This window comes from Acrocarpospora phusangensis (genome assembly GCF_016862995.1).
Classification (GTDB): Bacteria; Actinomycetota; Actinomycetes; order Streptosporangiales; family Streptosporangiaceae; genus Acrocarpospora; species Acrocarpospora phusangensis.
Genome location: NZ_BOOA01000033.1, coordinates 70,265 through 93,127, shown reverse-complemented (window position 1 = coordinate 93,127; position 22,863 = coordinate 70,265). Strand labels below are relative to the sequence as shown.

Here is a 22,863-nt window from a genome sequence, read left to right as displayed (position 1 = left end):
CCGATCAACGCCTGGTGGCACTGGAGCGGCAACAACAACCAGGTGCCGCCGTCGCCGGGCAACAACACCATCGTGGCCTGGCCCGACATGCGGGAGTACACCAACAGTTACGTCACCGCGTACGCCAACCTCAACAACGGCCAGCCCGCCACGCTCTTCTCCAGCTGGGACCAGCAGACCGTCGACACGCACTTCCGCTGGATGCGCGAATACAAGATCGACACAGCCGCGTTGCAGCGCTTCAATCCCAACGGCGCGGAGGGCCCCACCCGGGACGCCATGGCCCAGAAGGTACGGCAGTCGGCCGAGGCCAACGGCATCAAGTGGTACGTCATGTACGACCTCACCGACTGGCTGAACATGCAGTCCGAGGTCAAGACCGACTGGCTCACCAAGATGTCCGCCCACGTCGCCTCCCCCATGTACGCCAGGCAGAACGGCAAGCCCGTCGTCGGCCTGTGGGGTTTCGGCTTCAGCGAGCCCAGCCGCCCGTTCGCCCCCGCGCCCTGCCTGGACGTCGTCAACTGGTTCAAGGCCCAGGGCTGCTACGTGATGGGCGGCGTGCCGACACACTGGCGGCAGGGCATCAACGACTCCCGCCCCGGCTTCATCGACGTCTACAACGCGTACGACATGATCTCGCCCTGGATGGTGGGCCGGATCAAGAACATCGGCGAGGCCGACAACCACTACACCAACCTGATCCTGCCGGACCAGGCGCACTGCAACGCGCGGGGCATCGACTACCAGCCGTGCGTGATGCCCGGTGAGGTGACCGCCCGGCACCGCGCGCACGGCGACTTCATGTGGCGGCAGTTCTACAACGTCATCCGGGGCGGCTGCCAGGGCATCTACATCTCGATGTTCGACGAGTTCAACGAGGGCAACCAGATCGCCAAGACGGCCGAGACCCTCGCGACCGTGCCCGCCAACTCGGGCCTGCTCGCCCTCGACGAGGACGGCACGGCCTGCTCCTCGGACTACTACCTGCGCCTGACCGGCGACGGCGGCCGCATGCTGAAGGGCCAGATCGCCCTCACCCCGGTCCGGCCCACCGCCCCGACGCTCGTGGTCGATCCCAACCCCAACCTGGCCCGCGGCAAGCCGGTCACCGCGAGCAGCACCAACCCGGGCTTCCCCCCGTCCAACGCCGTGGACGGCAACGCCGGCTCGTACTGGGAGAGCGCCAACAACGCCTTCCCGCAGTGGATCCAGGTCGATCTGGGCGCGACCGCGACCGTCGGCCGGGTGGTGCTCAAGCTGCCGCCGCAGCCCGCCTGGGGCACACGCAACCAGACCGTCCAGGTCCAGGGCAGCACCAACGGCAGCACGTTCACCACCTTCGCCGGCCCGACGTCGCTCACGTTCAACCCCGCCACCGGAAACACCGCCACGATCACCATCGGCTCGGGAACCGCCCGGTACGTCCGGCTGACGTTCACCGCCAACACCGGCTGGCCCGCCGCCCAACTCGCCGAGTTCGAGGTGTACGGCACCACGGTCACCGGCGACAACCAGCCGCCCACCACGCCCGGCAACCTCGCCCTGACCGGCAAGACCGCCACCACCGTCGCGCTGTCCTGGAGCGCCTCCACCGACAACGTCGGCGTGGCCGGCTACCAGGTCAGGCAGAACGGCACGACCGTGGCCACGCCGACCGGCACCACCGCCACCCTCACCGGCCTCACCCCGGCCACCGCCTACAGCTTCACCGTGGTCGCCCTGGACGCGGCCGGGAACACCTCCTCCCCGTCCGCCGCGCTCAACGTCACCACCGACGCCGCGCCCAACACCAACCTGGCCCGCGGCAAGCCCACCGCAGAGAGCAGCCACACCCAGAACTTCTCGTCCGGCAACGCGGTGGACGGGGACGCGGGCTCGTACTGGGAGAGCGCCAACAACGCCTTCCCGCAGTGGATCCAGGTGGACCTGGGCGCGGCCGTGACCGTCGGCAGGCTCGTGCTCAAACTGCCGCCCCCGTCGGCCTGGCAGACGCGTACGCAGACGCTGTCGGTGCAGGGCAGCACGAACGGCTCCTCGTTCACCACGATCGCCGGCTCGGCCGGCTACGTCTTCAACCCCGCCACCGGCAACACCGTCACCATCACGTTCGCGGGCACCTCCACCCGGTACGTCCGGCTGAACATCACCGGCAACACCGGCTGGCCGGCCGGACAGCTCTCCGAGTTCGAGGTCTACCAGTCCTGACCACGGCCGTCCCGGCCGCCGGACCCCGGCGGCCGGGACTCGTGCTTCAGAGGCGTTCGGCGAGACGCAGCTCGGTCATGTAGCGCTTCACGATCCTGCCGCCGTGGTCGCGGTCGATGAGGGTGGCGAGGCAGTTCAGCAGGCCGGTCCTCGCGTCGTCCGGCAGGGCGATGTGGTTGGAGTACGTGGACAGGACGTCGAGGTACTCCTGGGTGGAGTAGGGCTTGTCCCACTCGTACCGGTGAAAGACGGCGGGGCCGAAGTCGGGGGAGGCGTCGATCTCGGCGCTGTCCACGGGGATCTCGTCGGGGGACTGGAGTCGCAGGTCCGGCGGGGTGTCGGGATCGAATCGCAGGTAGCACGTCTGCGCGTCGGCGAAGAACCGGCGGGTGCCGCCGGCGATGTGGTGGGTGGAGACGGTGGCGAGCACGCCGCCGGGGCGCAGGGCGCGGGCGGCCCTGGCGACGCGGGTGGCCGGGTCCAGCCAGTGGAAGGACGTGGCGGCGAGCACGAGGTCGAAGGGCTCTTCCGGGAGTGGCCAGGTCTCGAAGTCCGCGGTGACCACCTCGACCGCGGGGAACCGGGCGAGTTTGCGCCGGGTGAACGCGGCCAGTCCCGCGCCCAGTTCGACGGCGACGACCGGGTGGCCTCGCGCGGCCAGGGGTTCGGTGGCCTGGCCGGTGCCGCAGCCGATCTCCAGGACGCGGCCGTCCGGCAACCGGTCGAAGAGTTCGGGGGGATAGCCGGGCCTGGCCCGGTCGTACCGTCCGGGGTCGGTGTCGAAGGTCTGGCGGAGGGTCGTGCGGTCTGCGGCCACCCGAGCAGGCTAGTCGCGGGCGGGCGGTCGGCCCACCCGCGACGGCGGCGCTCAGGCCGGGGAGGACATTCGGGCGTTGCCCGCCATCTGCCGTTCCATGCCTTCCCGGGATTTGCCCATCATGTCGTGTCTGCCGTCCTGCATCTCTTCGAGCCGGAGCGCGATTCCCAGCGCGAAGAAGGTGGGCGCCCATTCGCCCATGAAGATGCCCCAGTGGTCGGTACGGCTCATGCCCCGTCCCTGGTTGAGGTTGGACATGAGCCAGGTGGTGGCGGAGAGTGCGACGGAGGCGAAGCCGGCGAGGTACATGTGCTGGGAGGTGAGACCGTTCTCGCGCATCATTTTGATCATTTGATCCCCCTTGTCACACGAAATCTGCCCCTCGCAAACCAGGAGGAATCACGACATAAGTAGACAAATATGCCGTCTTTGCGGGACCTTGCCGCGCGGCCCTACGGCTTCAGCGCCGCCACCGCCGCCTCGACCGCGGCCGTCTTGACCTCCTCGAACGGCAGCTCCGCGTACTGCACGACGCAGTCGGAGAGCCCGCCGGCCGCCACGGTCGCGTGGATGCGCGCCGCCGGCCCGGCCCCCGGTTCGACCAGGAGCGTGATGAGGCTCTCCCGCCAGGCCAGCATGCGGCTGACCAGGTCGAGTTCGGTCAGCACCGTGAGATCCGAGACGATCATCATGAGCACGTCCCGGTGCCGCCAGGCGAGATCGAAGTAGTCCGCCAGCAGCTCCTCCGGGGGTCCCGGCCGCCGCTCCGCGATGAAGTTCTCCAGCTCGTCGATCAGCGGCTGGACGACGCTCCGGAGCAGGGCCTCCCGCGAGTTGAAGTGGTAGTAGAGGGCGGGTTTGGTGATCCCGAGCCGTTCGGAGATCTGCCGCAGGCTGGTGTGCTGCACGCCCTGCCGCAGGAACAGCTCGCGCGCCACCTCCTGAATGCGGCTCTTGGTGTCCGAAGGCCTCGTCATAGGCCAAGACTAACCGCCGTCGCGCGGGAACTCTTCGGGACTTACCATCCGTTAGGTAAGCAATTGACCTTCCGGTAAGTAAGGACAACGCGCATGCGGATTCTGATCTCCGGCGCCAGCGTCGCCGGTCCCGTCCTCGCGTACTGGCTGAGCCGGTACGGATTCGACGTCACCCTCGTCGAACGCGCCCCCGCCCTGCGCAAGGCGGGCGGCCACGCGGTCGACCTGTTCCGCCCGGCGACGCGCATCGCCGGGAAGATGGGCGTGCTCGCCGAACTCGAAGCCCGCAAGACCGGGACCGAACTCCTCTCCCTGCGGCGGGAGGGCAGCGAGCGCACGCACCGGCTCCGGGTCGGCAAGCTCATCACCACCTTCTCCGACCAGCACATCGAGATCATGCGGGACGACCTCAGCGAAGTCTTCTACGACGCCACCCGCGACCGCGCGGAATACCTGTTCGGCGACTCCATCGCGGCGCTGCGCGAGCACCCCGGCGGCGTCGAGGTCACCTTCGAGAACGGGCCCGCCCGCGAGTTCGACCTGGTGATCGGCGCCGACGGCCTGCACTCCAACGTGCGCCGCCTCGTCTTCGGCCCGGAGTCGGCGTTCACCACCTGGATCGGGGCCTACCTCGCGGTCATGTCCATGCCCAACTACCTCGGCCTGCGCGGACGCGTCGAAGGCGTCGTCGGCGTGAACAGAATGGCCGCCGTGTACGGCGACACGCGCATGGACGACGCCCGCGGCCTGTTCATGTTCCGGCCGGAACGGGAACTCGACTACCACCACCGGGACGCGGCCCGCCAGAAGGACCTGCTCCGCGAACACCTGGACGGGCTCGGCTGGGAGGTCCCCCGGCTCATGGAGATGCTGGACACCGCGCCCACGTTCTACTTCGACTCGGTCACCCAGCTGCGCATGCCGACCTGGTCACGCGGGCGGGTCAGCCTGGTGGGCGACGCGGGGTACTCGCCGGGGCCGGCCGTGGGCGGCAGCACGAGCATCGCGATCGTCGGCGCGTACGTGCTGGCGGGGGAACTGGCCGAGGCGGGCGGGGACCACCTACGGGCGTTCGCCGCGTACGAGCGTGAGCTGGGCGACTATGTACGGCGCAGCCGGAGGTTCGCGGTCGGGGCGGCCAAGCGGCTGATCCCCGGGAGCAGCCGGGCCCTGACCGGCATGGTGGCCGGGATCCGGATCATCGACCGCTTGCCGGCGCCGGTCGCCCGTGCCGCGTCCAGACTCGGCGGCGGCGTGCTGCGCCTGCACGACGAGGTCCCGGTGCGTGACTACCAGTCCGTGGCGACTCGCCGATGACGCGAACTCTGGGGCATATCTTCCGTGCTGCTGCAGGCGTGATCACCTTGTGACCTGCGGACGCACCCGGAGGAGGTCAACCAGGCGCTGCTGGACTTCCTGGGCGGGTGACCGGCGAGCGCCGGTCACCGCCGTTCTCAGAGGAAGGTCACCACGCACGGGACGCCGTTGAGCGTGACGCCCGTGGGGTTGGCGTTCACGCCCGTGTAGGTGGCCGTGAAGCCGAGGCCGTGGGACGCGCCGGGGGCGATGGAGGCGAACCAGGTCGGGTTCGTGAACTGCACGCTGGGCGGGGTCTGCGTCCAGACGCCGCTCCAGCCCGCGGTGACGGTCTGGTTGCCGGAGAAGACGAACTGGAGGATCCACGGGCTGAACGGGATGGTCCCGGTGTTGCTCACGGTCAGGGCGACCACGAAGCCGGTGGTCCAGTCGGTGGTGTCGTAGGTCACCGCGCAGCCGTACGCCGCGGAGTTCGCCGTCGCGGCGGGAGGTCCGGCGGAAACGAAAAGCGGGATTGCGAGGGCGACCGCCGCCATGCGCGCGATCGTGGTTTTCAGCGACCTCATGACACGCCTTTCCGTCAGAGTGAGCGGGCTGCTGTGAGCGTGTGATCGCTTTTGGACCGCGTCAACGAAGGTCCGGCGTACGGTCGCTCACCGCGCAGCTCACCTGGTCGGGCGCGTGAAGGTTTCAGCGCACGCGGACGCCGTCCAGGGCGAATCCCAGCACCCGCGCCCGCTGCTCCTCGTCCACGAAGACGGCCCCGGTGATCCCGCTGACCAGGCGCAGCACGTCGTCGAAGCTGGCGTCCTCACGCACCTCGCCGGCCTCCTGTGCCCGGGCGAGCAGGGGCGCCCCCGCGGCGTAGATGTCGGTACGGCAGGCGCGGAACATGTCCGACTCGCGGTTGAGGGCCTCGTAGATGGCACGCTTGGTCGCCACGTACCCGACGAAGCGGCGGAGCCAGGTGACCAGGGCCTCCCACGGCGGCAGCCCCGCGACGTCGGCCGCGGCCTCGCACAGTTCCTCGACCTCGCCGACGTAGACGCTCTCGAACAGGTCCTGGCGGGTCGGGAAGTTGCGGTAGAGCGTGCCGATCCCGACGCCGGCGCGGCGGGCGATGTCCTCCAGCGAGGCGTCGGCGCCCTTCTCGGCGAACGCCTCGCGCGCGGCGGCGAGCAGGGCGTCGAAGTTGCGCCGCGCGTCGATCCGGTGCGGGCGGCGCACCGCGACGGTGGGGCCTGTACGCGGTTCTGTTGTCACCGGAATCCTCCTGACCTGGACCGCGGGTTGAAGCGGAGGTATGCCTCCGCTATTGTGGAGGTACGCCTCGACTTTAGCAGGCGTATTCCCTCAACGATGCCCGTGGCAGGCATCGGTCACCGGCCGGATCCCTCCTCGATCCCGGCGTCGAAGGACTCTCATGGCACGTAGCTCTACCTCCACGCGGCTGACCTTCGCGGTCCTGTCGGCCGCCGTGGCCTCCTTCTCCATCCTGCAGTCCCTGGTGAGCCCGGTTCTGATCACCATTCAGCACGACCTGAACACCACCCAGAACACCGTGACCTGGGTGCTCACCGCCTGGTTGCTGGCGGCCTCGGTCGCGACCCCGTTGATGGGCCGGATCGGCGACATGATCGGCAAGGAGCGCACGCTGCTCATCGCGCTGACCGCGATCGCGGTCGGCTGCCTGGTCTCCGCGCTGGCCCCCACCATCGGCGTGCTGATCGCCGGCCGGGTGATCCAGGGTCTCGGCGCGGCCGTCTTCCCCATGGCGTTCGGCATCGTCCGCGACGAGTTCCCGGCCGAGCGCGTGCCCTCGATGATCGGCGGCCTGTCCGCGGTCATCGCGGTCGGTGGCGGCGTGGGCATCGTCCTGGCCGGGCCGATCGTGCAGCTGCTCAACTGGCGCTGGCTGTTCGGCATCCCGGTGGTCATCGTCGCGGTGGTCGCCCTCCTCGCCCGCCGGTACGTCCCGGAGTCCCCGGTGCGCACCCCCGGCCGGATCGACTGGCTGGCCGCCGTGCTGCTGTCGGGCTGGCTGCTCGCGCTGCTGGTCCCGCTCAGCGAGGCCACGTCGTGGGGCTGGGCCTCGCCCCTGACCCTCGGGCTGTTCGCCGCCGCTGCGGTCCTGTTCGGCCTGTGGATCCTGGTCGAGCTGCGCTCCCGCAACCCGCTCATCGACATGCGCCTGATGCGACTGCCGGCCGTGTGGACGACCAACCTGGTCGGCCTGCTGTTCGGCGCGGGCATGTTCCCCGTCTACGCGTTCCTTCCCGAGTTCATGCAGATCCCGCGGACCGCCGGGTACGGCTTCGGCGCCACCATCACCGCGGCCGGACTGCTGATGCTGCCCATGCTCGTCACCATGGCCGTCGGCGGCGTGCTCAGCGGCCCGATCACCCCACGCGTCGGCGCCAAGGCCCAGCTGGTGTCGGGATCGGTGCTGAGCGCGCTGTCGGGGGCCTCCTTCACCTTCTTCCACGACGAGCCGTGGCAGTTCGCGCTGGCCGGCGGGGTCTTCGGGTTCGGGCTCGGCCTGGCGTACGCGTCGATGACGAGTCTGATCGTGCAGAACGTGCCGGCGGCGCAGACGGGAGTCGCCACCGGTATGAACGCCAACATCCGCACCATCGGGGGGTCGATCGGCACGGCCGTCGTGAGTTCGATCATCACGCGGCAGCTGCAGGCGGACGGCCTGCCGTACGAGTCGGGGTTCAGCAACGCGTTCACGGTGATCACCGTCATCTCGGCGGTCACCGTGGGACTCGCCCTGCTCGTCCCGGCCGTCCGGGCCCGCAGGACCCCCGACGCGCCCGACGCCCCCGAGCTGCTCGTCGCGGCGCGCTGATCACACGGTGAGGGCGGCGTCGCGGCCGGCCCGCAGGCGGTGGACGAAGGTGATCAAGCCGAGCGCGCCCAGGGCGACGATTCCGCCGATCACGGTGAACTGGTAGACGCGCTCGAAGGCCGTCAGGCGGGTGTCGGCGTAGCCGCCGTCGAAGAAGCCGGAGATGACCGCGACCGCGCAGGCCAGCGTCACCACGGCCGAACCGGTCAGGGCCACGCCCCGGCGGGAGCTGACGGCCAGCCCCACGGCGACGACCTGAAGGACGATCATCGGGATGGGCGCGGACAGCCGGCCGTTCGGGCCGACGGCGTCCAGGAAGGTCTCGCTGAGTCCGTGGTCGACTGCGATGGCCGCCCCGGCCAGATAGACGAGCACGAGGGCGGCCATACAGCCGACAAGCGATCTGTTCATAGGTCTCTCCACTTTCGAAGGTGTCACTCCTCCCAGTGGACCCCGATCGTCTTGTTTCTCACTTGTGCCCGGCTGCACCTGCCGTCGAGGCCGGCTTCGTGCGCGCCGAACAGCCACGGCCGGAGTTCGGCCTGGTCGGCGGCCGGGTAGCCCAGGTCGAACGCGACCGCCGCGTCCAGGCGGGCGATGGCCTCCGGGGGCAGCGTGACCGCGACGGCGGCCAGGTTGTCCCGGAGCTGTTCGGCGGTGCGGGCGCCGATGATCGGGTGCACGGCCGGGGAACGGGTGCGCGTCCAGGCGATCGCGACCTGCGACGGGGTCACGCCCAGCTCTCCGGCGACCTCCTGCGCGGCGCGGGCTGCCCGGTGGTCCCGCTCGGTGAGCGACGCGGGATCGACCCTGGTCCCGGTCAGCACATCGCGCGGCCCCGTGAACTTGCCCGAGAGCACCCCGCCCGCCAGCGCTCCGTAGGTCGCCACCGAAAGGCCGCAGGCTTCGGCCATCGGCAGCAGTTCTCGCTCGATGTCCCTGCTCAGCAGGCTGTACGGCACCTGAATACCCGCGAACGGCGTCCAGCCTCGCCATTCGGCCAGCGTGTTCGCCCTTGAGACCAGCCACGCCGGCAGGTTGGAAGCCCCCACGTAGAGCACCTTTCCGGCGCGTACGGCGTCGTCCAGGGCCCGCATGGTCTCCTCGATCGGCGTGTGCTCGTCCCACGCGTGCACCCAGAACAGGTCCACGTAGTCGGTACGCAACCGCCGCAGGCTGGACTCCAGCGAGAGGGTGAGGTTCTTGCGGTGGCCGCCGCCCGCGTTCGGGTCGGTGGCGTCGCGGGTCAGCGTGTACTTCGTGGCCAGCACGAAACGGTCCCGGCGCTGGCGCAGCAGGTCGCCGAGGATCTCCTCGCTGTCGCCGTACGCGGAGGCGGTGTCGATGACGTTGCCGCCGGCGTCGGCGTACAGGTCGAGCATCTTGGCCGCCTCGCCCGGATCGGCGAAGGTCATGGCGCCGAGGAACAGGTCGGAGACGCGGAGTCCGGTCGGGCCGAGCAGGCGGTAGCGCATCTGGAGGCTCATGGGTCCGAAGTCTGCGCGGCCGGGCGGCGGGCAGGGAGGCCGGGCTGAGACTGGCCCCGGCAGGGCCACGATCCGGGGCCGGCGCCGAACGTAGACTCGGCGTGTGCGAGAACTGGGGGCGTTTCTGCGCAGCCGGCGGGAGGCCGTCACGCCGGCCGAGGCGGGGCTGCCCGCCGGTCCGCGCCGCCGTACTCCCGGCCTGCGGCGGGCCGAGCTGGCGACCATCTCCGGGGTGAGCGTCGACTACCTGACGCGGCTGGAGCAGGGGCGGGACCGGCGTCCGTCGGCGCAGGTCCTGGCCGCGCTCGCGGACGCGCTGCGGCTGTCCGTGGCCGAGCGGATCCAGCTCCGCAACCTGGCCAAAGCCGCCTACGGCGCGGACGTGCTCTGCCCCGGCATGCTGCCGCCGGAACGCGAGGTGCGGGCCACCATGCGGGCGCTGCTGAACCGGCTGGAGGACACGCCGGCCGTGCTGGTCAACCGGCTCGGCGAGACCCTCGCGCACACCGCCGCTTACGAGCGCCTGGCCGGGCCCGCCGGACTGCTGGACGGAGGGCCGCCGAACCGAGCCAGGTTCGTGTTCACCGACGCCCGCGCGCGAGTGGTGTTCCCCGACTGGGAGCGGGTCGCGGACGAGCAGGTCGCCCTGCTCAGAGCCGAGTCATCCCCGGGCGACCCGCACTTCGCGCACCTTGTGGAGGAGCTGACCATCGTGGGCGGGGCGCCCTTCGCGGAGCGGATGCGCGGGGTGCCCGCGCTGCCGAGCCGTACCGGGGTGGAGCGGTTCGTCCATCCGGAGGTGGGCGAGCTGCGGCTGTCGTACGAGACCCTGGACGCCGAAGGGCAGCGGATGATCGTCTACCTGCCGGCCGACGAAGCGACCTCCGCCGCCCTCGAACGGCGTCGTCCGGGCGCGCTGCGTGTGGTGCGCGGCCTCAGCGCAGAGGCTTCGGCAGGCGGATGGTGACGATCCGGCTCTTCACCCCGGAGTCGATCAGGCGGCCGTCCGCGCCGAACTCGCCGAGGCCGAAGTCGTTGTCATTGGCCACCACCAGCGTGCGCGGGTCGAGCAGGGCGATGCCCTCGACCTTGCCCGGCAGGGTGGGGGCGACCACGGACAGGTCGGCGATCAGCGTCTTCGGGGCCGGCTTGACCGCGGACAGGTCCGTGAGGGCCTCCAGCGACGGGGTCGTGGCGGCGTCGTCGTACCGCCCGCCGAGCAGGTTCTTCGACTTGGCCAGGTTGATCTGGTAGATCTTCGCGACGTTGTCGGTGCGCTCGTCCACCAGCAGGCGGTCGCCGCCCACGTGGACCAGGCCGGAGATCTTCATCTGGCTCTGGTCGCCGTTGACCTTCGGGTCGAAGCCGGTCACGTCCTCGAACTGGTACGCGTACTCGCCGGTGACCCGGCCGCGGCGCAGGTCGAAGGTGAGGATGCGGGCCACGCGCGACTTGTCGCCGACGGCCTTGGAGGGGTTCTGCAGCGGGCTCTGCACGGCCAGGTAGAGCGTGTTGCCGTTGATGGCCAGGCCCTCGAAGCCGCGGTTCTGCGGGCGGGTGGCGAGGATGGCGGGCAGCACGGGCTTGACCGGGTAGTCGGCGCCGGTCAGGTTCAGTCCGGCCGGGACGTACCTGGCGATCACCATGCCCTTGGCGGAGACCCGCAGCAGCGACGGGCTGTACTCGTCCACCAGCCAGAAGTCGCCGTTCCTGGCCCGCACGATGTCCTCGGTGTCCACGCCGCTCGGGTTGTACGGCAGCGTGGTCAGCCCGTCCCACGTGTACGGCAGCTCGTCGTGCCCGGCCTGGTTGGACAGCCCGGTGACCGGCTTGCCGGAACGCCCGACGATCGGGATGTACTTCTTGATCTCCACGCCGAACCGGGTGGCCACCTTGACGATGGCGGGCGCGAACTCGGGCACCGGGAACGTGCGCCGCTTCTCGCCGCCGACCGTGGGCTGGCCGTTCGGGCCGCGGTCGGTGACCATCCAGAAGTCGCCCCGGCGCGAGGCGGGGAACAGGCCGCTGCCGACGCCGCCCAGGTTCACGCCACGGTCATCCTTGATCGAACGCTGGAGTTCGGCCAGCGGGATGGTCGGGAAGGTCACGTCCTTGACCACGACGGGGTTCCGGGCGGGCTCGGCCGTCGCCGTACCGGGAATGGCGAGGGTCGCGGCGGCCAGGGCCAGGCCGGCGAGGGCGGGACGGAACATCGGCGTGCCTTTCATCCACTCAAAATCAGCAGCATGAACCTAGTGACGCCGGAAGACCTCCCGTTGAAGCGCCGGTGAACCCTGAGCGGACGTATTCCCGTGAACCCGCCCGCCCTCACCTCCGACTGTTCAGGGTGACGGGAGGACGAGATGACCGATGAGCTGCTGGTGGTCCGCGCGCAGCTGGGTGAGCGGGCCGCGCTGGCCGAACTGGTGGAGCGCTGGCGGCTGCCGGTGTGGACGTACGTGCGGCGCATGCTGGACGCGGAACGGGCCGACGACGTGAGCCAGGAGGTCTGGCTGGCCGTGGTCCGGAGCCTGCCCCGGCTGCGGGAACCCGGACGGTTCGCGCCCTGGCTGTTCACCATCGCCCGCCGGTCGGTGACCGACCGGCTGCGGGCGGAGTACGCCAGGGCGGCCGAGCAGGCACACGACCCCGGCCCGGACGTGGCCGTCGCCGAGGACGCGATCGAGGCGATGACCGACCGGGCCGAACTGGTCGCCGTGCTGTCGGGGCTGCCGGTCCTGGAGCGGGAGGTGCTCGTCCTGTTCTACCTGGAGGAGCTGTCCGTGGCGGAGTGCGCGCAGATCTGCCAGGTCCCGGCCGGGACCGTCAAGTCCAGGCTCAACCGGGCCCGTCGCCTGCTACGAGAGCACATGGAGGGATATCCGCGATGAACGAGGAACCGGAACTGTCGGCGGCGGAGATGATCGAGCGGCTGGAGCCGGCGCTGTCGCCGGGCCGGCGGGCGCGCGCCGTGGTGGCGCTGGTGGCGGGGCTCGGCGGGGCCCTGTTCACGACCGGGCTGTGGTGGACCGAGCCGGGTCCGCTGCCGGGGCGTACGCATCTGGTGTTCGGGCTGCTGACCGTGATCTGCCTGGCCTGGGCCGGGTACGGCGGCTGGCTGGTCACGCGCAGGGTGCCGCTGTTCGCGAGCGACCGGGTGGCCGCCGCCTGGATCGCCCTGGCGGCCTGCCTGTCCACCAGCGCGGCCGTGGCCGTGATCGCGGGTCAGCGGGGCAGCGGGCTCGGGGTCTCGCTGGTGGTCGGGGGCCTGCTGGTGGTGGTCGCGCTGACACTGCTCGTACGGGCGCACGCGCGAAGGGCCGCGTTGCTGCGGCGGAAGCGGGAGCTGACCGGGGAAGTGTGACCGACTCAGGGCTCTCCCAGCCGTTGTTCACCTTCGCGTAAGAGATCACCTCTACCTTCGCGACCATGAAATGGAAGCACAAGGTCAACACGACGCTGGAAGGCCTGACCGGCTACACGCTCAAGAGGTCCCTGCTGGTCGCGCCGCGCCCGCCCGCGCCCGCGCCGCCGCCGGTCCTGTCCACCAGGGCCCCCGGCGACGTGGTGCGTCCCCCCGTCGATCCCGCCGTTGACCGGCTGCTGGCCGAACCGGTGTTCCTGCTGTCGTCCGTACGGTCCGGGTCGACGTTGCTGAGGGTGATGCTGAACAGTCACTCCCGGATCCACGCCCCGCACGAGCTGCACGTCCGCAGGCTGACGGTCGGGCTGCCGACCGAGCCGCTGCGGCAGGCGATGGAGGTGCTCGGCCACAGCCAGAGCGACATCGAGCACATCCTGTGGGACCGCATGCTCCACCGCGAGCTGGTCAAGAGCGGGAAGGACATCCTCGTCGAGAAGACGCCGAGCAACGTCTTCGCCTGGAAGCGCATCCGCACCTGCTGGCCGGACGCCCGCCTGATCTTCCTGATCCGGCACCCGATGTCGATCGCGCAGTCCTGGCACGAGGCCGACCCGGAGAAACGTCCCATGGACGAGGCCCTCCGGCACACGCTCAACTACATGACCTACCTGGAGGAGGCGCGGCAGAAGCTGCCCGGCCTGACCGTCCGCTACGAGAGCCTCACCCAGAACCCCGAGGTGGAGGTCGCCCGGATCTGCTCGTTCCTCGGCGTCGCGCCCGAGCCCGGCATGCTCAGGTACGGCACCGGCGGCGAGGACTTCGTGAAAGGCATCGGAGACTGGCGGGAGAAGATCAGATCCGGTACGGTCCAGCACGGCAGACCGCTTCCGGCCGCCGAGGACGTACCCGAGACCCTGCACGAGATGTGCCGGACGTGGAACTACATGTGACGCCGTGAACCACCCCAGCAGAATCCAAGGATCGATGCCGCCCACTTCCAGACGCGGGTTCCTCGCGGGTACCGGTGGTCTGCTCGCGGCCGGGCTCACCGCCACGGCCGCGGCCGACACCGCCACGGCTCAGACGGCGGCGCAGGCCAGAGGCCCGCTCAACTTCGTCCTCATCGTCGCCGACGACCTGGGCTGGGGGGAGATCGGCTGCTACGGGCAGCGGAAGATCGTCACCCCCAACCTGGACCGGCTGGCGGCCGAGGGCGTGCGCTTCACCAGCGCGTACGCGGGGTCCTCGCTGTGCGCGCCATCCCGCTGCACGCTGCTGACCGGCCTGCACGCCGGGCACGGCACCGTGCGCGAGAACCCGGAGGGCGGGCCGCAGCGCTCGCTCAGCTCCACCGACCTGACCTTCGCCGACGTGCTCAGGCTGGCCGGCTACCGGACGGCCTGCATCGGCAAGTGGGGCTTCGGCCCCGAAGGCCCGGGCCAGGCCTCGCACCCCAACGTCCGGGGATTCGACGAGTTCTACGGCTACCTCACGCACGTCCACGCCCACCAGTACTGGCCGATCTACCTGTGGCACAACGAGGGCAGGGTGGCGCTGGACGGGCGGACGTACGCGCCGGACCTGCTGCGCGACAAGGCCGTGGCGTTCATCAAGGAGTCCGCGGGACGCCCTTTCCTGCTGCACTTCACCACGATCCTGCCGCACTCCCCGAGCGAGATCCCCGGTGACAGCGGCCAGTACGCCCACGAGCCGTGGACCCGCGCCAACCGTCGTCACGCCGCCCAGGTGACCCGGCTGGACTCCCACGTCGGCGACATCGTACGGGCGCTGCGCGAGGCTGGCGTGGCCGACTCGACCGTGCTGCTGTTCACCGCCGACAACGGGCCGCACCACGAGAAGGGCGTGGATCCGGCCATCTTCGACTCCAACGGGCCGTTCCGCGGGGTCAAGCGCCAGCTCTACGAGGGCGGCATCCGGGTGCCCATGATCGCCTGGTCGCCGTCCTTCGCGCCGAGGGTCGTCCACGAGCCGGTGGCCCTGTACGACATCCTGCCCACGCTGGCCGACTTCGCGCACGTGCCCGTCCCGGCCCACCTGGACGGCAAATCCCTCCGGGGCCTCGTGACCGGCGGCGGGGACCTCCACCACGAGTTCCTGCTGTGGAACCGGCCCCGCAAGATGCAGGCCATCAGGCGCGGCCACTGGAAGCTCATCCGGTTCGCGCCGAACATCTCCGGCGCCGGCCCCGACGGGCGGATCGAGCTCTACGACCTGCGCGGCGACCGCGGCGAACGCCACAACGTGGCCGCCAAGCACCCGCAGCTGGTGTCCGAACTGGCAGGCCTCCTGGACCGGTCGATCGGCGACGACCCACGCATCCCGTACGGGCTGCTGGTGCGCGAGACGGCCACCGAAGTGATGGTGACCCTGCACAACGGCTCGACCTCGCCCTGGCGGAAGGTACGGCTGAGCCTGGACGCCGACGGGCGCCGCACCGTGCGGTCCGGCGGCCGCGCGGACACGCTGGCGCCGGGGGAGTCGCTGACGGCGACGTTCGCCCTGGACGAGGCCACCGGCGAGCACGCTCCCGTGCACGGCCAGGCGAAGTTCACGGCGAACGGCAAGGCGATCACGTTCCGGGCGAAGGACTGGGGTACCGCCGGCCAGGACCTCTGACGTCACACCGCGGTGATGTCCAGAGCCGCGATCAGGGCAGCGAGCTCGCGGCGCTGGCCAGGTCCTCTGGCGTCACACTGCGGTGATGTCCAGAGCCGCGATCAGGCAGCGAGCTCGCGGCGCTGGCCAGGACCTCTGGCGTCACACCGCGGTGATGTCCAGAGCCGCGATCAGGGCCGCGAGCTCGCGGGACCGTGACTCCGCCCGCCAGACCGCCCACGTGCGGCGGACGAGCGGAGCACCGATCAGCGGGTGCCAGGCCAGGCCCTCCGGCAGCGGGCGGGCCCAGCCGGGCGAGGCGAGGGCGAAGGCGCGGCCCGTGCCGACGGCGGCGAGCTTGACCTCCGGGGTGACCGGGTGGTCCTCGCCGCTGGCCAGCTTGACGGCGGTGATCCCGTGCGTGCGCAGGGTCGCCGTCACCTGGTCGTACCAGGCGGGCGCGTCCGAGCGGGGGAAGCCGACCCAGGACATGCCCGCCAGGCGGTGCAGGCGGATGCCGGCGGGCTCTGGGGGCCGGGGCGAAGCCCCGGAGAAAGGGTGGGTGGGTGGGACATCCCCGGCCTCGGCGACCTCCTCCGCGCAGGCCGCGGGCAGGATCACGCCCATGGCCTCCTCGACGGCGAGCACGCTGTCCAGCCGGGGGTCCGTGGGCCGATCGCGGACGAGGGCCACGTGCAGTTCGCCCGCCAGCAGTTCGGCCAGCTGGGCGGTGCTGGGGGAGTGCCGCACGTTGACCGTGACCTGCGGGTGCGCCGCGCTCAGCTCGGCCAGGACCGGCGGCAGCAGATCGACGGGGAACTCCAGCGGCACACCGATGCACAACGATCCCGCGTGCTCGTCCGGCAGGCCGGTGATCGTGGCGATCATGGCGTCGTGGCGGGCCAAGAGCGTCCGCGCCTCGTCCAGCAGGGTCCTGCCGGCCTCGGTCGGCCGGGCCCCCGTGTGATCCCGGACCAGGAGCCGCACACCGAGCTGGCGTTCGAGTGACCGCACGGTCTGGGAGAGCGCGGACTGGCTCACGTGCAGCCGGCGGGCGGCGGCCGACAGGCCCCCCTCCTCCACGACGGCCACGAACGCCCGCATCTCCCGGATCTCCACTCGTCCATGGTCGCTCATGGCCGCGGCGCTCTGACCAGCGGATCCGCTAATGGCGGCCATCGGTGATACCGCGAGCCGATCGGCAATAGCGGGTCGGCGGGGGCGGTTTGACCCGTGAACGATGACGACGGATGGAGATGCGGCATGGAACTCGACAACCAGGTGGCGCTGGTCACCGGCGGCACCGCGGGGATCGGCCTGGAGACCGCGCGCGGGCTCGCGGCGGCGGGCGCCGAGGTGGTGATCACCGGCCGGGACGTGGAGCGGGGCAAGCAGGCCGTCGACACGATCGACACGATCGGCTCCGGCCGGGTGCGGTTCGTCCAGGCCGACCTGTCCGACCTGGCGTCGGTCGCCGCGCTGGCCGAGCAGGCGGGGCCGGTGGACGTGCTGGTCAACAACGCGGGCAGCTTCCCGGCCGCGCCGACGGTGGAGCAGGACGTGCCAGGGTTCGAGATGGTCTTCAACACCAATGTGCGCGGGCCGTACTTCCTGGTGGCGATGCTGGTGCCGCACATGCTCGAACAGGGCAGGGGGGCCATCGTCAACGTCACCACGCTGGCCACGTTGAAGGGGTATCCGGGGGCTTCGGTGTACAGCGCGTCGAAGTCGGCGCTGGCCTCGCTCACGCGTACGTGGGCGGTGGAATTCGCGCCGCACGTCCGGGTCAACAGTGTCGCGCCCGGTTCGACCAGGACGGAGGGGGTTCTCGTGGAATGGGGGGAGGGCGTGGAGGAACTGGGCCGGGCGATGCCGCTGGGCCGTACCGGGCGGGCGCGTGAGATCGCGGAGGCCGTCGTGTTCCTGGCCTCGCCGCGCGCGAGCTACGTCACCGGCTCGACGATCCACGTGGACGGGGGCGGTACGGCCGTTTGAGTCGTACGTGCACTTGTTCATAGAGCGGAACGGCGGACCGGCCGACCATGGAGCCGACCACCAGCGGCTTCCCGTCAGGAAAGAACGATGAACAATCTCAGGAACGGCGTCCGGCTGACGCCTGTCCCGGTCCCGGGTCTCGACCTCGTCATCCGCCATGTCGGCGAGGGGGACCACGAGGCCGTGCACGCCATGCTGACCAGCCCGCACGTGCTGGCCGGCTCCCTGCGGGTGCCCTTCGCCCCGCTCCACCAGACCCGCGCGCGGCTCACCCCCGAGCGCGGCGTCCACCAGCTCGCCGCCGAGGCGGACGGCCAGGTCGTCGGCTTCGGCGAGCTGGTGACCTACCCGGACGAGCCCCGGCAGCGCCATTCCGGCGAGATCAACCTGGTGGCCACCCGCGCCGACCACGTCCGCAGAGGCGTCGGCCGGGCCCTGATGGAGGCCATGATCGAACTCGCCGAGAACTGGCTCAACCTCAGCCGGCTGACCCTGATCGTCTTCACGGACAACGACCACGCGATCAAGCTCTACCAGAGCCTCGGCTTCGCCATCGAGGGCACCATGCCGCGCGTCGGGTACGGCGCGGGCGCCTGGATGGACGCCCACGTCATGGGCCGCCTCCGCGACCGCTGAGGGTGAATCCCGGGGGATTCACCCTCCGGTTCAGGTCAGGAGTGTTCGAGAGCCCACTCCAGGGCCCGGTCGGCGATCTCCTCCCAGCCCTTCTCCGCGGGCATCAGGTGCGCCCGGCCGGGGTACTCGATCACCTCGGTGACGGTGTCGGACTTGTAGTGCTTGGCGTTCGAGCGCTGGATGCTCGGCGGCATCAGGTTGTCCTTCTCGCCGGCGATGAACAGCAGCGGCTTGCGGTCCTCGTTGTGGTAGTTCACCCAGTTGTCGTCCTTGCCCGGGTGGATGTTGGCCAGCGCGCTGCCCCAGAAGATGTTGCCGGAGGCGGGGATGTGGTAGCGCTCGTACGTGGCGCGGGCCTCGTCCTCGGGGAAGGTGTTGGTGAAGGCGTACTTCCACTGCTCGTACGTGAAACCGACGGCCTTGTGGCGGTTGGCCGGGTTCTTCAGCACCGGGAACGTGGCCTTGATCTGCGACAGCGGGATCACCTTGACGCCCTCGGTGGGCGCGGAGTTGATGGCCACACCGGCCGCGCCGTACCCGTGGTCGAGCAGGATCTGGGTGAACACGCCGCCGGCCGAGTGGCCGATGAGGATCGGCGGGGTCTCCAGGCCGCCGATCAGGGTCTCCAGCGACTCGATGATCTGCGGGACGGTCACCTGCTCGATCGGGGTGGGATCGGCGTTGAGCGCCTCCACCTCGACCTCGAAGCCGGGGTAGGCCGGGGCCAGCACCGTGAAGCCCTTGGCCTCGTAGTGGGTGATCCAGTGCTCCCAGCTGCGCGGGGTAACCCAGAAGCCGTGAATGAGGACAATCGTGTCAGGTTTCATTGCACTCCCTAATCGGTGACGGCGTTACGAGCGGAGAAACTCGAGCAGGTCGGCGTTGAGCTGCTCCTTGTGGGTGTCGGTGATGCCGTGGGGCGCGCCCGGGTAGACCTTGAGCACCGCGTCCTTGATCCGCGCGGCCGACGCCTTGCCGCCCACCTCGAACGGCACCACCTGGTCGTCGTCGCCGTGGACGACGAGCGTGGGCACGTCGAAGGCGTCCAGGTCGGGGCGGAAGTCGGTGGCCGAGAACGCCGCGACGCACTCGTACGCGTTCCGGTGCCCGGCCTGCATGCCCTGCCGCCAGAACGCGTCACGCATCCCCTGGGAGGGGTCGGCGCCGGGGCGGTTGCCCCCGAAGAAGGGCCCGTCGGCCAGGTCGCGGTAGAGCTGGGCGCGGTCGGCCAGCGACCCGAGGCGGATGGCGTCGAAGACGTCGACCGGCACGCCGCCCGGGTTGTCCTCCGTCCGCAGCAGGTACGGCGGCACCGCGGCCACCAGGGCGATCTGCCGTACCCGGCCGGTGCCGTGCCTGCCGACGTAGCGGGCGACCTCGCCCCCGCCGGTGGAGAACCCGACCAGGGTGACGTCCCGCAGGTCGAGCGTCTGGATGAGGGCGGCCAGGTCGTCGGCGTAGGTGTCCATCTCGTTGCCGTGCCAGGTCTGGGACGACCTGCCGTGGCCGCGGCGGTCGTGGGCGACGACGCGGAAGCCGTTCTCGGCCAGGAAGAGCATCTGCGCCTCCCAGCTGTCGGCGTTCAGCGGCCAGCCGTGGCTGAGCACGACCGGACGTCCCGCGCCCCAGTCCTTGTAGAAGATCTGCGCGCCGTCGGCGGCGGTGACGAACGACATGAGCGCTCCCGTCTGCGGACCAAGCGGACGTGCTCGATCCTCGGTCACGGACCAGGTCCGTCGAATCCCGTGAATCGCGTAGTCGTGACCCCGGCTCAGTCGCCCAGCGCCGCCGCGAGCTGACGCCGGGAGCTCACCCCGAGCTTTCTGAAGATCTTGCGCAGGTGGTAGTCGACCGTGTTCGCGCTGATGAACAGCTGGGCGGCGATCTCGGCGTTGGTGGCGCCCCGGCGGGCCAGCCCGGCGATCGTCATCTCCTGCGGCGTCAGCTGGTTGGCCGTCTCGGGGGAGCGGGCCCGGGCGCGCTCGCCGGTGGCCAGCAGCTCCTGGCGGGCCCGTTCGGCGAAGCCGCCCGCGCCCATCTCCTCGAACATGGACAGGGCGAGGCTCAGCTGGTCGCGGGCGTCCTTGCGCCGTTTGCCCCGGCGCAGCCACTCGCCGTACAGCAGGTGCGCGCGGGCCAACTCGCCGGGCGCCCTGATCTGGCCGAGCAGGCCGACCGCCTGCCGGTAGAGCGCCTCCGCGTGCTCCCCGTAGGCCAGCAGCGCCTGCGAGCGCGCCAGCACGCCGAGCCCGCGGGTGGACCCGCTCGCGGTCGCGCGGGCCGCCAGGGTGCCGGCGGCGGACTCGGCCAGCACCCGGTCCCCGGCGCGTACGGCGGCCTCCACCAGGTCGGGCAGCAGCCGCGTGTGCATGGCCATCCGGTCCTTGCCCACCAGCCGCTGGATGATCGCGCTGGCCCCCAGGTAGTCGCCCAGGCTCAGCGCCAGGATGCTCCTGCCGATCCAGCCGATCGCCTCCACCGCGCCGTTGCCCAGCAACGTGGCCGCCTCCATCGACCGCCGCAGCCGCTCCGCGACCGCGTCGTCCTCGGTCCGCCACGCGAGCAGCTCGGGATGCCGGTAGATCTCCCACACGTCGGCGGTCGCCCCCATCGCGGAGCGGATCTGGTGGCTCTCCCTGACCAGCGCGTCCGCCCGGTCCAGGTCCCCGAGGATGGTCTCGTGCATCGACCAGCAGTACAGCGCGCCGTCGAGGTAGTACAACGACCCGGTACGGCGGGCGACCTCCGCGGCCTTCCGCATGAGGGCGTTCTGCCGCTCGTCGTCCCACAGCACCATGGCCAGGGTGACGGACAGCGTGAACTTCTGCAGGATCTCCTCGTCCGAGGTGACCGGGTCGAGCAGCCCGGCGACCGCCTCCCGCAGGTGCGGCACGGCCGCCTCGTAGCCGTCGAGGATCAGCACCGAGAAGGCGCGCAGGACGGGATCCGCCTCGACCAGCGAGAGACCGGCCTGGGCGATCTCCGCGAGGGTGGTGCCGTCGATGAGGTGCTCGGCCGTGATGGCCCGCTCCGCGGCTCTGACCAGCGCGTCGTTGGCCAGCGCCGGGGCCTGGCCGGCGAAGGCCTTCGCGGCGGCCAGGCACAGCGCCGGCGCCCTGGCGAACGCCCCCGGCGCGCCCAGCACGATCGGCGCGGACGCCCGCACCATCAGCACCCGGCCCCGGCTGACGTCGTCGAGCGAGTCGAAGTCCAGCGCGTCCAGGAGGCTCTGGGCCTGGAGCGGCGCGCCGCCGGTGAACGCGGCCTCCGCCGCGGTGATCCGCCGCCTGTCCTGGTCGGCTCCCTCGGGGGTGAGTTCGGCGGCGCGGGCCAGGAAGGTGGCGCGGGCGGCGAATCCGCCCCGGCCGCCGGCCCGGTCGGCCGCCTGTTCCAGCGTGGTGGCCACGCTCTCGTCGGGCCCGATGCAGGCGGCGGCCAGGTGCCAGGCCCGCCGGTCGGCGTCGGCCGGCCGGGTGGTGGTGGCGGCCAGCGCGCTGTGGGCGTGCCTGCGCGCCACGCTGGTGGCGCCCCCGTAGATCGCCGACCGGATGAGCGGGTGCCGGAACTCCGCGCCGGCGCGCAGTGCCACCAGGCGCGCGGACTCGGCCGGGCCGGTGGCGTCGGCGTCGATGCCCAGCCGCCGGGCCGCGCCGGCGATGTAGCCGAGGTCGCCGCTGGGTTCCGCGGCGGCCAGCAGCAGCCAGGTCTGCGTGACCTGGGGAAGTTCGTGCACCTGACGGAGGTAGTGCTCCTCCAGCCGCCCGCCCACCGGCAGCGGGTCGGGCAGCGACAGGCCGCCGCTCAGCTGGTCGGCCGAGAGCTCCCGGCCCAGGTCGGTCAGGGCGAGCGGATTGCCGGCCGTGGCGGCCACGATCCTGGCGGCCACCCGGGCGTCCAGCTGCCCGCCCACGACCGAGGTCAGCAGGGCGAGCGCGTCGGTCTCGGCCAGGCCCGCGATCTCGGTGACCGGCAGGCCGGCCAGTCCGTGGAAGCCGGGGCGGGCGGCGAACACCAGGCCGATGCCCTCGGCGTGCACCCGGCGGGCGACGAAGGCCAGCACGCCGAGCGACTCCTCGTCCAGCCACTGGGCGTCGTCCACGCAGCACAGCACCGGCTCCCGCGCGGCGATCCCGGCCAGCAGGTTGAGCGCGCCGAGGCCGACCAGGAACCGGTCGGCCGGTGGCCCGTCGGCCAGGCCGCAGGCCACGCGCAGCGCCGTACGCTGCGACGGGGCGAGCCCGTCAGGTTCTTTCAGGAACGGCAGGAGGAGCCGGTGCAGCGCGGCGAACGCGAACGCCGACTCCTCCTTCACGCCGGCCACCCGCAGCACGCGTACGCCGGTCGCCCGGGCGGCCACGTAGTCGAGCAGGACGGTCTTGCCGATGCCCGCGTCTCCCCGGAGCATCAGGGCTCCGCTCAGACCCTCGTGTAATCGGGCGATGAGACGGTCGAGCGCCCCGCGTTCCCCGGCCCGTCCCGTGATCATTCCAACGCTCCTCAGCTGGGCGCGTGCGTGATGCGAGGCAATTGAACCAGCGCCGCCGCACCCTGACCAGATTGATCGGCCGAGAGTGATCAGGCCGCCTGACGCGGCC

22 protein-coding genes are annotated in these 22,863 nt (G+C 71.1%); 10 read left to right on the top strand and 12 right to left on the bottom strand.

The genetic code is table 11. From position 1 onward, the window contains the following. On the top strand, positions 1 to 2,208 hold a 2,208-nt coding region (locus Aph01nite_RS42200), incomplete at its 5' end, for a galactose-binding domain-containing protein (protein ID WP_204042589.1). A gap of 46 nt (positions 2,209 to 2,254) precedes the next feature. Here the strand turns inward: Aph01nite_RS42200 and Aph01nite_RS20755 are convergent. The 3 genes from Aph01nite_RS20755 to Aph01nite_RS20745 all read right to left on the bottom strand — a co-directional run bounded on the left by Aph01nite_RS20755 (position 2,255) and on the right by Aph01nite_RS20745 (position 4,002). Continuing rightward, on the bottom strand, positions 2,255 to 3,025 hold the full coding sequence (locus tag Aph01nite_RS20755; RefSeq protein WP_204042588.1) for a class I SAM-dependent methyltransferase: 771 nt from the start codon (positions 3,023 to 3,025) through the stop codon (positions 2,255 to 2,257). Positions 3,026 to 3,076: 51 nt separating this feature from the next. Further along, entirely contained in the window at positions 3,077 to 3,376 is a 300-nt protein-coding gene (locus Aph01nite_RS20750) for a hypothetical protein (protein WP_204042587.1), read from the bottom strand. A gap of 101 nt (positions 3,377 to 3,477) precedes the next feature. Beyond that, positions 3,478 to 4,002 carry a TetR/AcrR family transcriptional regulator gene (locus Aph01nite_RS20745; protein WP_204042586.1) on the bottom strand — a complete coding sequence of 175 codons (525 nt, stop codon included), beginning with the start codon at positions 4,000 to 4,002 and terminating at the stop codon, positions 3,478 to 3,480. Positions 4,003 to 4,095: 93 nt separating this feature from the next. Between Aph01nite_RS20745 and Aph01nite_RS20740 the strand changes: the two genes are divergently transcribed. Further along, positions 4,096 to 5,319, top strand: coding sequence for an FAD-dependent monooxygenase (locus tag Aph01nite_RS20740; RefSeq protein WP_204042585.1), 1,224 nt, complete (start codon positions 4,096 to 4,098; stop codon positions 5,317 to 5,319). 137 nt (positions 5,320 to 5,456) lie between these two features. Here the strand turns inward: Aph01nite_RS20740 and Aph01nite_RS20735 are convergent, their stop codons facing one another. Both Aph01nite_RS20735 and Aph01nite_RS20730 read right to left on the bottom strand, forming a co-directional pair. Further along, positions 5,457 to 5,885 carry a cellulose binding domain-containing protein gene (locus Aph01nite_RS20735; RefSeq protein WP_204042584.1) on the bottom strand — a complete coding sequence of 143 codons (429 nt, stop codon included), beginning with the start codon at positions 5,883 to 5,885 and terminating at the stop codon, positions 5,457 to 5,459. A gap of 124 nt (positions 5,886 to 6,009) precedes the next feature. Then, positions 6,010 to 6,582 (bottom strand): TetR/AcrR family transcriptional regulator, encoded by a 573-nt coding sequence (locus Aph01nite_RS20730; protein WP_204042583.1) that lies wholly within the window; start codon positions 6,580 to 6,582, stop codon positions 6,010 to 6,012. A 160-nt stretch (positions 6,583 to 6,742) separates the two neighbouring features. Between Aph01nite_RS20730 and Aph01nite_RS20725 the strand changes: the two genes are divergently transcribed. Further along, positions 6,743 to 8,170, top strand: coding sequence for an MFS transporter (locus Aph01nite_RS20725; RefSeq protein ID WP_204042582.1), 1,428 nt, complete (start codon positions 6,743 to 6,745; stop codon positions 8,168 to 8,170). On the opposite strand, the gene Aph01nite_RS20720 is transcribed toward Aph01nite_RS20725, so the two are convergent. Both Aph01nite_RS20720 and Aph01nite_RS20715 read right to left on the bottom strand, forming a co-directional pair. After that, positions 8,171 to 8,581, bottom strand: a complete 411-nt coding sequence (locus Aph01nite_RS20720) for a hypothetical protein (protein ID WP_204042581.1) — start codon at positions 8,579 to 8,581, stop codon at positions 8,171 to 8,173. It abuts the gene before it with no gap. 23 nt (positions 8,582 to 8,604) lie between these two features. Continuing rightward, positions 8,605 to 9,645 carry an aldo/keto reductase gene (locus Aph01nite_RS20715; protein WP_204042598.1) on the bottom strand — a complete coding sequence of 347 codons (1,041 nt, stop codon included), beginning with the start codon at positions 9,643 to 9,645 and terminating at the stop codon, positions 8,605 to 8,607. Positions 9,646 to 9,760: 115 nt separating this feature from the next. On the opposite strand from Aph01nite_RS20715, the gene Aph01nite_RS20710 reads away from it, so the two are divergent. Continuing rightward, positions 9,761 to 10,624, top strand: coding sequence for a helix-turn-helix transcriptional regulator (locus Aph01nite_RS20710; protein ID WP_444978688.1), 864 nt, complete (start codon positions 9,761 to 9,763; stop codon positions 10,622 to 10,624). Here the strand turns inward: Aph01nite_RS20710 and Aph01nite_RS20705 are convergent. Continuing rightward, the gene (locus Aph01nite_RS20705; RefSeq protein ID WP_204042580.1) at positions 10,593 to 11,885 is read right to left on the bottom strand and encodes an esterase-like activity of phytase family protein; all 1,293 of its coding nucleotides are present in this window, start codon (positions 11,883 to 11,885) and stop codon (positions 10,593 to 10,595) included. The genes Aph01nite_RS20710 and Aph01nite_RS20705 overlap by 32 nt on opposite strands. Positions 11,886 to 12,020: 135 nt before the next feature. Between Aph01nite_RS20705 and Aph01nite_RS20700 the strand changes: the two genes are divergently transcribed. The 4 genes from Aph01nite_RS20700 (at position 12,021) to Aph01nite_RS20685 (ending at position 15,658) form a co-directional block, all read left to right on the top strand. Next, positions 12,021 to 12,548, top strand: coding sequence for an RNA polymerase sigma factor (locus Aph01nite_RS20700; protein WP_204042579.1), 528 nt, complete (start codon positions 12,021 to 12,023; stop codon positions 12,546 to 12,548). Continuing rightward, positions 12,545 to 13,021, top strand: coding sequence for a hypothetical protein (locus Aph01nite_RS20695; protein ID WP_204042578.1), 477 nt, complete (start codon positions 12,545 to 12,547; stop codon positions 13,019 to 13,021). The genes Aph01nite_RS20700 and Aph01nite_RS20695 overlap by 4 nt, the downstream gene beginning before the upstream one ends. 65 nt (positions 13,022 to 13,086) lie before the next feature. Next, positions 13,087 to 13,971 carry a sulfotransferase family protein gene (locus Aph01nite_RS20690; RefSeq protein WP_204042577.1) on the top strand — a complete coding sequence of 295 codons (885 nt, stop codon included), beginning with the start codon at positions 13,087 to 13,089 and terminating at the stop codon, positions 13,969 to 13,971. Positions 13,972 to 14,005: 34 nt separating this feature from the next. Beyond that, positions 14,006 to 15,658 (top strand): sulfatase-like hydrolase/transferase, encoded by a 1,653-nt coding sequence (locus tag Aph01nite_RS20685; protein ID WP_204042576.1) that lies wholly within the window; start codon positions 14,006 to 14,008, stop codon positions 15,656 to 15,658. A gap of 141 nt (positions 15,659 to 15,799) precedes the next feature. On the opposite strand, the gene Aph01nite_RS20680 is transcribed toward Aph01nite_RS20685, so the two are convergent. Further along, positions 15,800 to 16,756 carry a LysR family transcriptional regulator gene (locus Aph01nite_RS20680; RefSeq protein ID WP_204042575.1) on the bottom strand — a complete coding sequence of 319 codons (957 nt, stop codon included), beginning with the start codon at positions 16,754 to 16,756 and terminating at the stop codon, positions 15,800 to 15,802. Between the two features lie 144 nt (positions 16,757 to 16,900). Here Aph01nite_RS20680 and Aph01nite_RS20675 point away from each other — a divergent pair, with 144 nt between their 5' ends. Beyond that, complete coding sequence (locus tag Aph01nite_RS20675) at positions 16,901 to 17,632, top strand: SDR family NAD(P)-dependent oxidoreductase (protein WP_204042574.1); 732 nt, start codon at positions 16,901 to 16,903, stop codon at positions 17,630 to 17,632. Positions 17,633 to 17,719: 87 nt separating this feature from the next. Then, positions 17,720 to 18,268 (top strand): GNAT family N-acetyltransferase, encoded by a 549-nt coding sequence (locus Aph01nite_RS20670; protein ID WP_204042573.1) that lies wholly within the window; start codon positions 17,720 to 17,722, stop codon positions 18,266 to 18,268. A 35-nt stretch (positions 18,269 to 18,303) separates the two neighbouring features. Here Aph01nite_RS20670 and Aph01nite_RS20665 read toward each other — a convergent pair whose 3' ends face one another. From Aph01nite_RS20665 to Aph01nite_RS20655, 3 genes are all read right to left on the bottom strand, one after another. Continuing rightward, a complete protein-coding gene (locus tag Aph01nite_RS20665; protein ID WP_204042572.1) occupies positions 18,304 to 19,095 on the bottom strand; it encodes an alpha/beta hydrolase in 792 nt (263 codons plus the stop codon). A gap of 24 nt (positions 19,096 to 19,119) precedes the next feature. Next, the gene (locus tag Aph01nite_RS20660) at positions 19,120 to 19,944 is read right to left on the bottom strand and encodes an alpha/beta fold hydrolase (RefSeq protein ID WP_204042571.1); all 825 of its coding nucleotides are present in this window, start codon (positions 19,942 to 19,944) and stop codon (positions 19,120 to 19,122) included. A gap of 95 nt (positions 19,945 to 20,039) precedes the next feature. Continuing rightward, positions 20,040 to 22,754, bottom strand: coding sequence for a helix-turn-helix transcriptional regulator (locus Aph01nite_RS20655; RefSeq protein WP_204042570.1), 2,715 nt, complete (start codon positions 22,752 to 22,754; stop codon positions 20,040 to 20,042). Positions 22,755 to 22,863 lie beyond the last annotated feature (109 nt).